The sequence below is a fragment of the Olsenella phocaeensis genome (assembly GCF_900120385.1).
Lineage (GTDB): Bacteria > Actinomycetota > Coriobacteriia > Coriobacteriales > Atopobiaceae > Olsenella_I > Olsenella_I phocaeensis.
The window spans coordinates 9,677-22,168 of the sequence record NZ_LT635522.1 but is presented as its reverse complement, the minus strand read 5'-3'; the positions used below and the strand labels follow the sequence as shown (position 1 = coordinate 22,168).

The 12,492-nt window shown below is 65.1% G+C and carries 15 protein-coding genes and 1 pseudogene; 14 read left to right on the top strand and 2 right to left on the bottom strand.

Annotated elements, in window-relative coordinates; genetic code table 11:
- Positions 1 to 159 precede the first annotated feature (159 nt).
- Entirely contained in the window at positions 160 to 1,092 is a 933-nt protein-coding gene (locus tag BQ7388_RS10945) for a LuxR C-terminal-related transcriptional regulator (protein ID WP_159430854.1), read from the top strand.
- A 169-nt stretch (positions 1,093 to 1,261) separates the two neighbouring features.
- Here the strand turns inward: BQ7388_RS10945 and BQ7388_RS13160 are convergent, their stop codons facing one another.
- Entirely contained in the window at positions 1,262 to 1,489 is a 228-nt protein-coding gene (locus BQ7388_RS13160; protein WP_129583273.1) for a hypothetical protein, read from the bottom strand.
- Positions 1,490 to 1,503: 14 nt separating this feature from the next.
- On the opposite strand from BQ7388_RS13160, the gene BQ7388_RS10935 reads away from it, so the two are divergent.
- From BQ7388_RS10935 to BQ7388_RS10890, 10 genes are all read left to right on the top strand, one after another.
- On the top strand, positions 1,504 to 2,172 hold the full coding sequence (locus BQ7388_RS10935) for a hypothetical protein (RefSeq protein WP_062529353.1): 669 nt from the start codon (positions 1,504 to 1,506) through the stop codon (positions 2,170 to 2,172).
- Positions 2,169 to 3,020: a hypothetical protein gene (locus tag BQ7388_RS10930; protein ID WP_009278135.1), complete on the top strand. Its 852-nt coding sequence runs from the start codon at positions 2,169 to 2,171 to the stop codon at positions 3,018 to 3,020. Before BQ7388_RS10935 ends, BQ7388_RS10930 begins: the two co-directional genes overlap by 4 nt.
- 116 nt (positions 3,021 to 3,136) lie before the next feature.
- Complete coding sequence (locus tag BQ7388_RS10925; protein WP_129583272.1) at positions 3,137 to 3,850, top strand: hypothetical protein; 714 nt, start codon at positions 3,137 to 3,139, stop codon at positions 3,848 to 3,850.
- Complete coding sequence (locus BQ7388_RS10920) at positions 3,847 to 4,563, top strand: ATP-binding cassette domain-containing protein (protein ID WP_083558393.1); 717 nt, start codon at positions 3,847 to 3,849, stop codon at positions 4,561 to 4,563. The genes BQ7388_RS10925 and BQ7388_RS10920 overlap by 4 nt, the downstream gene beginning before the upstream one ends.
- A gap of 29 nt (positions 4,564 to 4,592) precedes the next feature.
- Positions 4,593 to 5,237, top strand: a complete 645-nt coding sequence (locus BQ7388_RS10915) for a DUF5028 domain-containing protein (protein ID WP_072500671.1) — start codon at positions 4,593 to 4,595, stop codon at positions 5,235 to 5,237.
- A gap of 173 nt (positions 5,238 to 5,410) precedes the next feature.
- Positions 5,411 to 5,848 (top strand): 50S ribosomal protein L13, encoded by a 438-nt coding sequence (rplM, locus tag BQ7388_RS10910; RefSeq protein ID WP_009278130.1) that lies wholly within the window; start codon positions 5,411 to 5,413, stop codon positions 5,846 to 5,848.
- Positions 5,849 to 5,851: 3 nt separating this feature from the next.
- Complete coding sequence (gene rpsI, locus BQ7388_RS10905) at positions 5,852 to 6,247, top strand: 30S ribosomal protein S9 (RefSeq protein ID WP_009278129.1); 396 nt, start codon at positions 5,852 to 5,854, stop codon at positions 6,245 to 6,247.
- 495 nt (positions 6,248 to 6,742) lie between these two features.
- Positions 6,743 to 7,783, top strand: a complete 1,041-nt coding sequence (locus BQ7388_RS10900; protein ID WP_129583270.1) for a FecCD family ABC transporter permease — start codon at positions 6,743 to 6,745, stop codon at positions 7,781 to 7,783.
- On the top strand, positions 7,780 to 8,592 hold the full coding sequence (locus BQ7388_RS10895; RefSeq protein ID WP_072500670.1) for an ABC transporter ATP-binding protein: 813 nt from the start codon (positions 7,780 to 7,782) through the stop codon (positions 8,590 to 8,592). Before BQ7388_RS10900 ends, BQ7388_RS10895 begins: the two co-directional genes overlap by 4 nt.
- A 67-nt stretch (positions 8,593 to 8,659) precedes the next feature.
- Entirely contained in the window at positions 8,660 to 9,772 is a 1,113-nt protein-coding gene (locus BQ7388_RS10890) for an ABC transporter substrate-binding protein (RefSeq protein ID WP_234946966.1), read from the top strand.
- A gap of 26 nt (positions 9,773 to 9,798) precedes the next feature.
- Here the strand turns inward: BQ7388_RS10890 and BQ7388_RS10885 are convergent, their stop codons facing one another.
- A complete protein-coding gene (locus BQ7388_RS10885; RefSeq protein WP_072500668.1) occupies positions 9,799 to 10,437 on the bottom strand; it encodes a hypothetical protein in 639 nt (212 codons plus the stop codon).
- 325 nt (positions 10,438 to 10,762) lie between these two features.
- Between BQ7388_RS10885 and BQ7388_RS10880 the strand changes: the two are divergent.
- The 3 genes and pseudogenes from BQ7388_RS10880 to BQ7388_RS11675 form a co-directional block, all read left to right on the top strand.
- Positions 10,763 to 11,515 (top strand): annotated as a pseudogene (locus tag BQ7388_RS10880) (phosphoglucosamine mutase); the annotation flags it as partial.
- Between the two features lie 10 nt (positions 11,516 to 11,525).
- Positions 11,526 to 11,807, top strand: a complete 282-nt coding sequence (locus BQ7388_RS12170; RefSeq protein WP_234946968.1) for a hypothetical protein — start codon at positions 11,526 to 11,528, stop codon at positions 11,805 to 11,807.
- Positions 11,808 to 11,809: 2 nt separating this feature from the next.
- Positions 11,810 to 12,442, top strand: coding sequence for a holo-ACP synthase (locus BQ7388_RS11675; RefSeq protein WP_083558394.1), 633 nt, complete (start codon positions 11,810 to 11,812; stop codon positions 12,440 to 12,442).
- The last annotated feature ends 50 nt before the right edge of the window (positions 12,443 to 12,492 follow it).

Genomic DNA, 12,492 nt, shown 5'->3' with positions numbered 1-12,492 from the left:
CTGCTTCCCGGGGGCATCACTCTGCCTGCGTGGGGCGCGGGGCGACCGCTTGTCTATGGGGCCGCGCTCGCGTGCCTCATGACAGGCGGGGCCTCTTTGGCGGGTTGCCATCCCTCGGAAGGCTGTCGCGCCTCCCGTGTCGCCCTTGCCCTCGCTTCGATGCTGTCGCTCGGCATGGCTCGGTTTGCGGTAGGGGTGGGCGGGTATTGGATTCCCTTCGAGCTGACCGGTGCCCTTCTTGGCACCGCCATGCTGATCGAGCTGTTGTTGCAGCAGCAGACGGAGGCGGTGCCGGGTGGCTGGGGGCGCTGGGATAGCCTGGCGGGATGGGCCATGCTGCTGACATCCCTTTGCATGGGCGCCGCATGGGAGGAGACCTGGCGCGTGGGGCCGTGGTTCGCAGCCTCGCTGCAAACTACGGTTTTCCTGCTTCTGGTGACGGCAGGGGGCTTGTATCTGCTGGCAAGCGAGCGTCAGTACTTGCGGATGGCCCTCGCGCTTGCCTTGCTTGCCGTCTCGCTGTTGTCGAATGTCAGAGGTTCCCTGTTCGCACTCGCGGCGGCTTCCTGCGCATTGCTAGGGCGAAGGTTTGCGCGTGCGAAGTCGGCGACACCTGGTCCGTCCCTGCCGCTTGTCGCATTTGGGCTCGGCGTGGTTGCAGCTGACGTCCTGGTCAACCGCGTTGGCTTCCTGATGGTTGGCAACGAGGTGCTCACCCGACCCTTTGGGGGGCGTGGGGCGTTTGGGGGGATCTTCCTGAGCTCGTCCCTCCTCCTTGCGCTGTGTGCCGGGACGACGTTTGCGTGCCTCTGCCGGAGCGTCGAGGTGGCAGAGCGCCTGAGGGGCAGCCTTGACCGATCGGGCCTCACGCGCGAGAGGACCGAGCACCTCCTGCTTGGCCTCGGCTTCGGACAGACCGAGGCGGAAGTTGCGAGCGACATCGCCTATGGGTACTCCTCGCAGAAGATCTGTGAGCGCCGGTTCGTCTCCAGGGGAACGGTCAACACTGCCAGGCGTGCCGTCTACTCCTCGCTCGGCGTACATGGCAGGTCGCAGCTCGTAAATCTGTTGCTGCAGCTTAGCCGCCTGTAAACACCCCGTTTTCCACTTTCATATCGGCTGACTACAGACCCGTCGCGTTTGGCGGGCCATCGTTTGTGGTGGCGCGCCACCACCTTTGGTCGGTCAGACGAAAGGAAGCAAGATGAGGCTCGAACACATGTCCCATCTGAGTCTGTTTGCCATTGCACTTGCCTGTTGCCTAGCTGTCAATCCCACGGTCGCGCATGCAGGGTCCCTTGAGGAAGATTCTGCCACGGGGCATGCCGTCGAGGCGACCGCCGAACTTGAGGGGGCCTTCGAAGCTGGTGCCGTTGCGGGGGATGCCACCGAAGAGGCTGCCGTCCAGGAGGACGCTTCCGCAAAGGGCCCCATCGCGGATGAACAGATAGGGACGGAGGTGGTCCGGCGGGCGACTCCGCCAGGCCACCACTGGGAGGCTACGTGAAGAGGAATGAGCGCATCGCCGCCGCAGTGTTGCTCGCGGCCTGTCTTTTGGCGGCGCTTGCGTACAAGGGCTACGAGTCCCATTTAGACGCCCAAGTTTGCCACGAGATTCAAGAGGAGGAGAAGAGTCGAACGAAGGCGCAGGAGGGGGACGAGGTCACGATTGGGACCAAGGACGATCGCGAGGACTCTCCATTCCGCGGAACGATGCGCGTGCGCGTGGAGGATGCCGTCGTCTTTGACGGACCCGACCAGGCCCGCAAGGAGTTCGACGGTTGGGTGGAGGACGCATTCTACGCGGGAAACTACTTCAGCGAGGGAAGGCAGGGGGAGGACTTCGACTTGGTGTTGTTTCGCATCCACGTCTCGAATGTCGACGCAGAGCCACGGCACGCGACAAAGCTGGGCAACCAGCTGTTCATGATCGAGGGCGTGGCCGGGTTGCGCCCATGCATAGAGCATGCCTATCTGGATGGGCCTGGGACGGCAACCAAGGATGCCGAGCGCGGCTACTTTGGCATCGTCCCTGGCAGCGAGGGAGATTACGTCTTTGGATACGTGGTGAGAAGAGATGATGCGGACAAGGGGTCATTTACTGCGGGGAGTTGGGGCTACGGCGGCTACGAGGTGCCATTGGCTCCCAGGGATCTGAGGGGGCAGTCATGAGGACATTGCTGGCGCTGGAGCTCAACAAGGTTCTGAGGAGCAAATGGTTTGCCACGGCCTTGCTCGTTGCCGTGGCGCTTGCCGTTGCCTCTGCCGTTTGTGGGATCGCGAGCGTGCGTGAATGGGAGAGCCTCAAGGAAGGAGGTGTCCGCGAGTACATCGTCACATCCAAACGGGGGAGCTATGGCAGGAGCCTTCTGTTGCACAGCAACCTGCCGCGCGAGGCGTTCTTTCAGCTTGTGGCCCTCCTGGCGGCCCTTGCTGGCTCATGCTCGCTGAGGTCTGAGCTTGACTGTGGGGTCGCGAACCAGATGCTCGTGCGCGCGTCGAGGAGTCGCTATCTTGCGTCCAAGTGCATCGCGGTATTCTGTTCGGGCGCCTTGGTCGTGGGCGTGCCTCTGGCGCTGAACTTCCTTGTCCTTTCCTGTGCGCTCCCAGGCTATGCGCCCGAGGTGCTCGACAACCTGTACATCGGGCTTTCGGCACAGGAGACCCTCTCTTGGCTCCTGTACTCACGGCCCCTTTTGTACCTTGTGGTCAACCTTGTTGTTGATGCCGCGCTATGCGGAATCTGGTCCGTTCTGGTGCTCGCCGCCTCCTTGGTCATCAAGAACCGCGTCATATTGCTTGCGGGCTCGTATCTGCTCACCCTCGGCTCGCTGCAGCTGGGCAAAGTCATCTTCTACATCGCGAGAGTGGGTGGATTCCGCTTCGACATGATTTCCGTGCTGGAGGGCGTATGCGAGGGACCGTTGCGCAGCGGTGTCGCAATGGCGGCAATGGCGCTGCTCATGCTCGCGGTCTCCCTTGCGACCCTGCGTCTTCGAAGGGACGGTGACGTCCTGTGACCTTCGCAAACCTTGTGAGGTCTGACCTTTCGGAAGGCCTTCGCTCGACGCGAGGGCGGGTGGCCCTGCTGGCCGTGGGGGGCGGCTGCCTATCGTTTCTGCAGCTTCTCTTCACCATGGCAATAGACTATTGGGATCCCCCCTTCACCTTCGGCGAGGCCATTGTGGCGGCCATGGGTGGGATGAGCGTCTTTGACCCTGATCATGAGGTGGCTTTCCGGTTTCCGGCTGGGTGGATGCTAATGCTCATGCTTGTCGCGTACATACCCCTGAGCTATCCGTACAGGGATCTCATGGGGTATGGGAGGGAAGTCCTCGTTGCGTCAGGTAACAGGTGGTCGTGGTGGCTCTCCAAGTGCCTGTGGGTGACGCTTGTCGCCCTGCTTGGCTGCGCCCTGCTCGTTGTCGCCTGTGCCATCGTCTCCCTGTTGTGGGGAGGAGAGCTTTCCCTTTTGGTCCCCGATGGCTTCCTGGAATGCGCGGGACTTGGCTCGGAGCTTGCTGGCCCCTATGACCTCAGGCCCTTCGTCCTTGTGTTTCCCTTGATGGTCGTTGCCGTCTGCCTGCTCCAGCTAGCGCTGTCCCTCGCGCTGGGCCCGACTCTGGCATTTGCGTCCACCTCGGTCGTCCTCCTGGCGTCGGCGTATCTGTTCCACCCCCTTCTGCCGGGCGAATACCTCATGATCGCACGGCTTGACCTGTCGATTCCAAATGGCATGAGCCTGAGGAGCGGTGCCATCTATGCCCTGGTCATAGCGGCGGCAAGCGTGCTGGTTGGAGGTCTTCACTTTTCGCGGATGGATTGCATAGACAAGGAGCTCTCGATATGAGGGGAAGTCTGGTCGTGACAGATCCTGGCACCGGCGTCGCGTCTGGCGATGCATGCTCCGGCTGTGCCGTAGAGGTCAGTGGGTTGTCCAAGCGGCTGAGGGGCGTGAGCGTCCTAGACGACGTCAGCCTGTGCGCGGACGCTGGCGAAACGATTGGCCTTTCCGGACAGAACGGCTCGGGAAAGACGATGCTCATGCGCGCCATCGCGGGGTTGATCAGGCCGAATGCCGGAAGGGTGACCATCGACGGCAAGGAGCTGTGGAAGGACATCCCCTTCCCTCCCAGCGTAGGCCTCCTGCTGGAGGGCCCCGCCTTCCTGGCTGACCGCAGCGGGAGGGACAACCTGAGGCTCCTCGCCTCCATCAAGGGGCTGGCAAACGAGGATGACTGCCTGGTCGCCCTGCGTGACGTCGGGCTTGATCCAGACGACAGGCGTCCGTATCGCAAGTACTCGCTGGGAATGAAGCAACGGCTCGGCATTGCCGGGGCGCTTTTCGAGCGGCCCTCGCTCCTGCCGCTCGACGAGCCCACGAACGCTCTCGACGCGGATGGTGTGGAGATGCTGAAGAGGCTGGTGAGGCGCGAGCAGCGGCGTGGTGCGACGATTGTCCTGGCGTGCCATGCGGCAGACATCCTCCGGGAGCTTTCCCACGAGGTCTACCACATTGCGGAGGGGCGGATCGACGGGCACGAGGAGCTGAGGCAGCCATGAGGCGTGGTCGTGCTTGGAGCGCGTTGACCTTGGCGCTGGTCGCCTGCGCAGTCGCCGTTGCCCTGGCGGCGCGCATCTGGGTGGTGAACGCGAGGGCTCCCGTCATCCCCGAGGAGTGGTTCCAGGCCAACGAGGACGTTCCCCTGGAAGGTGCCTTTGCCGAATACAGGTACGAGAACACGAGGGGGTATTCGATCTGCGTGACGGACGCGCGCCGCATGTCCGTCAGGGAATACCTGGCCGAGTTCAGCAAGGACGACGATGCCGCACGCGTGCAGATGGAGCGGCTCGCCCAAGAGGGGACGGACCTGGATGCCAAGACGCTGCTGGTCGCCGACATAACGATGAAGAACGAGAAGGGGGCGGAGGACGAGAGGGGCTACCTCGACTCCATCGGGTGGTCCGTCAAGTGCCCTGAGACGCCGGCGTATTGGATCAGGGTGCAATCCATGCTGTTCTCCTGCTCCGTCCCCCAGATCAATGGCTCCTACAAGCTCTCGATCAGGCCGAAGACCGAGTACGTGATCCATGTGCCCTTCGCGTCGACGATGTTCGAGGCGACGTTCCCACAGCCGTATGACTACCAGTACCTTCCCACGTTGGAGCCGGGTGAATACGGCTTCGTGGTCACGAAGGGGCCGGTGAGGAAGGTCGTCCACCTGGACGTCGCATAGGACGTCCTGGGCGTGCGCCGGGTGGTGCGCGCCGCCCCTCTCGCCTCCACTTGTGTGCTTATTTTGAGCGCTCGGGGCATTGGAATGCTGCTGTATACTTTTAAGGCTTTTCCACTGAGCCCCGTAACCTCATAGGAAAAAGCGTACCGATACGTAGTACATGGAGGAGTCAAATGAAGTCGACTCATTACGCCAAGCCTGGCGAGGTCGAGCGCAACTGGGTGCTCATCGACGCCGACGGCGCCACGCTGGGACGCCTTGCCACCAAGGCTGCCATGATCCTTCGTGGCAAGAACAAGCCCCAGTACACCCCCAACACCGACACCGGCGACTTCGTGGTCGTCATCAACGCCGATAAGGTCCAGCTTACCGGCGTCAAGGCCGAGCACAAGTCCTACTGGCGCTATTCCGGCTGGCTGGGCGGCCTCAAGACCGAGTCCTTCAAGGAGGCCATGGCCAAGCACCCCGAGCGCGTCGTCGAGCACGCCATCAAGGGCATGCTCCCCAAGACGACCCTTGGTCGCCAGCAGGGCATGAAGCTCAAGGTTTACGCTGGTCCCGAGCACCCGCACACCGCTCAGAACCCCGTCAAGATCGATCTGGAGGCTTAACCGATGGCTGACAACACCGCTGTTTACACCGGCACCGGCCGTCGCAAGGAGGCCGTCGCCCGCGTCCGTCTGGTTCCCGGCACCGGCAAGGTCACCGTCAACGGCCGCGACGCCGCCAACTACTTCGGCCGCCAGCAGCTCGTCGACAACGCGACCGCTCCCTTCCGCGTGACCGACACCGTCGACCGCTTCGACGTCTTCGCCAACTGCGATGGCGGCGGCATCAACGGCCAGTCCGGCGCCCTGCGCCTGGGCATCGCCCGCGCTCTCCTCGAGGCTGGCGAGTATCGCGCCGACCTCAAGAAGGCCGGCTTCCTCACCCGTGACGCCCGTGCCGTCGAGCGCAAGAAGTACGGCCTGAAGAAGGCCCGCAAGCGCCCGCAGTTCTCCAAGCGCTAGTCGCCTCTGGCCTTTCGCGAATCTGGGACCCGCTTCGGCGGGTCCTTTTTTGTTGCTCATAGAATGGTGGCTCGCGTGCGGGGTCGCGTCGTCGGGGGGCGCTTGGCGCGTGTCCTGCTCGACGGCGTCCAACGCGTGCGAGAGGGCGCCGACGACGTCCAACGCGTCTTTCTCCTTCCTGCCAACTGGGCAAACGCGGAAGCGAGAGGCGTGTTGGACGTTTTCGAGAGAATTTGGCACGCGTCGGGCGTTTTCATCAAAGAGCGGTGCGCGTTGGACGAGATGGCGCAGCCAAGTCCGTGGCGCCCGCAATCGATAGTGCACCCTGTGCCTGTGCCTGTGCCTGTGCCTGCGGCAGGGACCTCCGCTCAAGACGAAAAGTCTGACATTCAAACGATTAATTTGCCAAATCACCATTGTGATTCATTGTGATTCGTAATCCTTCGATATACTCGTCTAGCTATAACGTAGGAGAGACGAGAGGGGGCGAGGGACATGGAGAACGTCGCGTACGCATTGGGCAGGCGCCTGCGTCGCGCCAGCCATCCCACGCAGCTCCTCCTGCTCGCCCTCGGCGTCGCCGTCGTCGCGCTCGCCTCCCTTATGCTGGGCCGGTATCACATGGGCGTGGGGGAGGTGCTGGGCATGCTCGTCGGACGGGTGCTTCCGGTGACGCCCGGCTGGACGCCCCAGCAAGAGACCCTCTTCTTCAACGTCCGCCTTCCCCGCGTGCTCCTGGCGCTCATGGTGGGCTGCTCTCTCTCCGCTTCCGGCGCCGCCTTCCAGGGCGTCTTCCAGAACCCCCTGGTGTCTCCTGACTTCCTGGGCGCCTCACAGGGAGCGGCCTTCGGTGCCTGCGTGGCCCTGCTCCTCTCGCTTGGAAGCATGGGCACCTCCATCGCAGCGTTCGTGACCTCCATGGCGTCGGTGGCGATCGTCCTCTGGCTCAGCGGCCGCGCCAAAGGGAACCGCATCCTGGTCACCGTGCTCTCGGGCGTCATGGTGAGCTCGGTCTTCCAGGCCGGCGTCTCGTACACCAAGCTCGTGGCAGATCCCAACGCCCAGCTCCAGGCCATCACCTTCTGGCTCATGGGCTCGCTCACCAGCGCCGGCCCGCGCGACCTAGCCTTCGTCGCCATTCCCATGCTCGTGGGCAACGCGGGGCTCCTTGCCCTGCGCTGGCAGGTCAACGCGCTCACGATGGGGGACGACGAGGCGCTGAGCATGGGCGTCGACGCCCCGCGCGTCCGCCGTGCGGTGATCGTCTGCTCCACGCTGGTCACGGCTGCGAGCGTCTCGGTCACGGGCATCATCGGCTGGGTGGGGCTCGTGGTCCCGCACCTCGCCCGCGGCATCGTGGGCGTCGACTACCGCCATCTCCTGCCCGCCAGCATGCTGCTGGGTGCCGGCTTCCTGTTGGTGGTGGACGACGTCGCCCGTCTGGCCACCACGGTAGAGATTCCCATAGGCATCCTCACCGCCTTCATCGGCGCGCCCTTCTTCATGCGCCTGATCACGAGGGGGCGGCGTCGATGAGCCTCGAGGTGAGTGGCCTCAGCTTCTCGTACGGGAGACGGCGCGTGCTGCGCGACCTCAGCTTCGGGGTGCCCGACGGCAGCCTGGCCTGCGTGCTGGGTCCCAACGGCGTGGGCAAGACGACGCTCTTCCGCTGTATGCTGGGCATCCGCGGCTACGAGGGCACGGTGCTCGCCAACGGCCATGACGTGCGCGAACTTAGCGTGAGGGAGCGCGCCCGCCAGATGGCCTACATTCCCCAGGCCCACGTGAACGTCTTCGACTACGAGGTCGTGGACATGGTGCTCATGGCCTGCGGCACGGACCTCGGCATGCTCAGGACCCCCACCCTCCGCCACGAGGACAGGGCCATGGCGGCTTTGGAGCGCGTGGGCATCGCCGATCTGGCGCATCGCAGCGTCAACCGACTCTCGGGCGGCCAGCTCCAGCTCGTCCTCTTTGCCCGGGCCATAGCCCAGGACGCACGCGCCATGATTCTGGACGAGCCCACGAGCGCGCTGGACTTCGCCAACGCGGACAAGGTCCTCTCGCTTGCCCAGTCCCTGGCCAGGGAGGGGAGGTCGGTGATCGTGTCGACCCACCGGCCCGAGCAGGCCTACCTGTACTCGGACCTGGTCATTGCCATGGGCGAGGGGGGCGTCGTGGGGGTTGGCAGTCCACAGGAGGTGGTGACGAGCGAGCGCATGAGCAGCCTCTATGGCATGGGCGTCACGGTGAGCTCGCTCTTTGGCGACGCGGCGCGCGCCTGCGTGCCCAGCGAGCGCCTGGGGGCCGAGGCAGTGCGGGAACAACGAACGACGATGAGGTGATTCTTTGTCGTGTGCTAGCTCGCGGGAGGGCCGCGACGCACGGCGTCAGAAGGGAGCAAAAGTGAGAGTGACGCAGTTAGGCAGGAGGGCGTTCGCCGCGCTGGCGGCTGGGGCCTTGGCCCTCGCCCTCACGGGCGGGCTCGCGGCGTGCGCGGGCCAGCAGGCTGGCGGCGGGAGCGACCAGACACAGCAACAGGCGACCACGAGGAGCTTCACCGATTCCTGCGGCCGAGAGGTCGAGCTGCCCTCCAACATCACGAAGGTGGCGGCCTCTGGCCCGGTGGCCCAGCAGATACTCCTCACCATCGCACCCGAGGACATGGTGGGTCTGGCCACGAAGCTGACTGACGGACAGGCCGCCCTCTTTGACGACTCCGTGGCCCAGCTTCCCGTCTTCGGCCAGATTTACGGCGGCAAGGGCGACTTCAACAAGGAGGCGGTCGCGGACGCTGCGCCGCAGCTGGTTATCGACCTGGGCGAGGCAAAGAAGACGATTAAGGAGGACATGGACCAGCTGCAGGAACAGCTCGGCATCCCCTGCGTGCACATCGAGACCTCGCTGGACAGCTATGACGAGGTGTATAGGACCCTGGGAATCCTGCTGGGCAAGGAGGGCCGTGCGGCAGAGCTCTCGAGCTACTGCAAGAAGGCCTACGACGAGGTCGATGGTGTCGTCTCGACGATTCTCGAGTCCGAGCGGCCCGCCGTCGCATACCTCATGGGCGACGCTGGCCTCAACGCGATCGCAAAGGGCAGCTTCCAGGGCGCAGTTGTCGACTTCGTGGCAAGCAACGCCATCGTGACCGAGAAGGTGTCCGGTTCCGGAAAGGGCCAGGAGGTCAGCCTGGAGCAGATTGCCTCCTTCGACCCGCAGCTGATCGTCTTCGGGCCGGGAAGCATATATGCGAGCGCGGGCAAGGACCCCGCCTGGTCCGAGCTCGCCGCCATCAAGGGCGCCAACTATTACCAGGTGCCTGGCGAGCCCTACAACTGGCTCTCCTCGCCTCCGGCGGCCAACGAGGTGCTGGGCATGCAGTGGCTCGCCCGCGTGTGCTATCCCCAGAAGTTCCAGACCGGCGTCGAGGACGTGGCGAAGGACTACTTCAAGACCTTCTACGGCCACGACCTGAGCGACTCCGAGCTTGAGGACCTTCTCACGGGCTCGCTTCCCAGGGCGTAGGGCTGCCGCTTACCCCGGTCGCCACGCTATCCAAGGGGGAATCCCTCCAGCACCCTCTCATGGCATGTCGAAGTGGGCTCGATGGGCTCCGGTCTGCCCCAGGCGGGCCGGAGCCTCTTCGTGGCAAGGTCAAGAAGCGAGGGGCGCACGACCACGACGGCGTGCGGCCAGGCGGGACGCGGCCCCTCCTCTAGCAAGGCGAGTGCCTGACAGAGGCCTTCGCCGCGCCTGAGTTCGAGGGGGCCAAGCTCGTCCACGACCATGAGCCCCGGTCTGTCTGCCTCGAGAGCGAGCCCACCCAACGACCCGAAGTGACGGTTGACCCGTCCCAGCGCCGCGTCCGATATGTCCCAACCGAGCCCCGCGCGCCTGGACTGCGAGCAGCCGTCACGGTCGCCTCGTGGGGTGTGCGCGGCGTCGACGCGGTTGGCCTGCAGGCCATGCGCGACGGGATTGGCGGGGCGCGCGAAGGCGAGAAGCTCGTGCTGCGGGAGGAGCAGGTTGTCTATGCCCAGCTTGGAGAGGCTGCCGTCCGGCTCGCGCCTCCAGCGACCAGGCGCCAGGACGCCGCTGCAGACGACGCCGCGCGCCTCCAGCCCCTCCACCAGGGATTGCAGCCACCGCGTCTTGCCGCTTTGCTGTGGTGCGCTCAGCAAGTACAGCATCTTCTCTTCCTCGCATTCGACAGGTCCTCGGGCACGCGCGAGCGCACGTCTTGTCCATTCCCCACGCACGGACGCACGTCCCATTTACCCATCACGCACGAACGCACACAAGGGCGGCTCGCCAACTGCGAAAACGTCAATGGGCGTGTGCGTAGTAGCGTAGCGGATGCCATCGGCGTGCGCAGGAGCGTGCTCGGCGTCTGCGGCGATTGGCGCCACCTGCCGCGCACAATCGCGCGGCCGCGTGCTGCTACCATTCTCCTTGTATCTTCCGTGGCAGCGTCGGCGGGCAGCCCGTCCCGCGCCCAAAGGCAGGGGAGAGTAGATGAAGTACTTTGGCACCGACGGCTTCCGCGGCCGCGCGAACGAGGGCCTCAACGTCGAGCACGCATACAAGATCGGCCGCTTCGTGGGTTGGTACTACGGAGCACGCCAGGCTCGCAAGGCTCGCATCGTCATTGGCAAGGACACCCGTCGCTCCAGCTACATGTTCGAGAGCGCCCTTGTGTCCGGCCTGGTAGCCTCCGGAGCCGACGCCTACATGCTGCATGTGATCCCCACGCCGGGCGTCTCGTACGAGACCGTGGACGGGCAGTTCGATTGCGGCGTCATGATTACCGCCTCGCATAACCCCTTCACCGACAACGGCATCAAGCTGGTCAATGCCGACGGCTTCAAGATGGACGAGGACGTCCTCGAGGAGGTCGAGCGCTACATCGACGGCGAGCTCGAAATCCCCCTCGCCACCGGAGACGCCATTGGCTGCACCGTCGACTACATGCAGGGCCGCAACCGCTACATCGCCCACCTCATCGCGAGCGCCAACTTCTCGCTTCAGGGCGTAAAGGTGGGCCTGGACTGCGCCAACGGCGCCGCCAGCTCCGTCGCGCGTCCCGTCTTCGACGCGCTGGGCGCTGACGTCCGCGTGATCAACAACGCGCCCAACGGCTTCAACATCAACGTCGACTGTGGCAGCACCCACATCGAGCGTCTCCAGCGCCACGTGGTGGAGCAGGGCCTGGACGTGGGCTTCGCCTATGACGGCGATGCCGACCGCTGCATTGCCGTGGACGAGCGCGGNCCCCGTGGTGGCGATCGTTCCCGCCGACCACGTGCACGACAAGACCGTGTCCAACATCCAGGAGGTCATGGCCCGCGGCGCCACCTGCGTCGCCGTTGCCACCGACGGCGACGAGGCCGTGGGCGCCCTCTGCGAGGACACGCTCTGGATTCCAGAGGTCCCCGAGGAGAAGCTCGTGCCCATCGTCGCCATCGTCCACCTCCAGCTTCTGGCCCGCTATGTCGCCCGCGCGCGCGGCTGCGACGTGGACAAGCCGCGCAACCTGGCCAAGTCGGTCACGGTGGAGTAGCCATGGCGTCGGCGGGAGTGGGCTTCTCCATGCTCGAGGTCGCGCGCATGGAGCGTGCGCTCGAGAGGCATCCCTCCTTTGCGGGAAGGGTGTTCTCCGAGGACGAGCGGTCGCACTGTGCCGCGACGTCCCGCCCCGTCGGACACCTCGCCGCCCGCTTCGCGGCGCGCGGGGCGGTGGCCCGCGCCCTGGGCGTGACGGACTCCGGCCCCTTCCTGGGACTGCACGACGTCGAGGTGGAGCTGGACTCCGCGGGCAGGACTCAAGCGAGGCTCGCGGGGACGGCGCTCGCCCTGGCCCGCGAGCAGGGGGTGAGCGAGATTGCGCTCTCGCTCTCGCTCACCAGGGAGATCGCCACCGCAAACGCCGTCGCGGTGAGCGATGCGGTGCGCCCCCGCGCTGACGAGGGGTCCGATGCCGCCAAGCAGATGCAGGCCTCGTTCAAGGCGGCACGGTCGGTCATCGACGAGCTCGAGCTCCTTCAGGGCGGCGGGGGAGAGCTGCCCCTCTCCGAGCCTGCGGACCCAGGGACAGGGGAGTCGGGCGACGTGACGGATGAGGTGGACGTGCAGATGGAAGCTGCCGGGGAGGCCGCGGGCTCGCCAACGCTCCCCGGCATCGCGATAGGAGGCTGACATGCAGCCCGTGCTCAACATCGAGGACATCAAGAGGGTCGAGGCGGGGC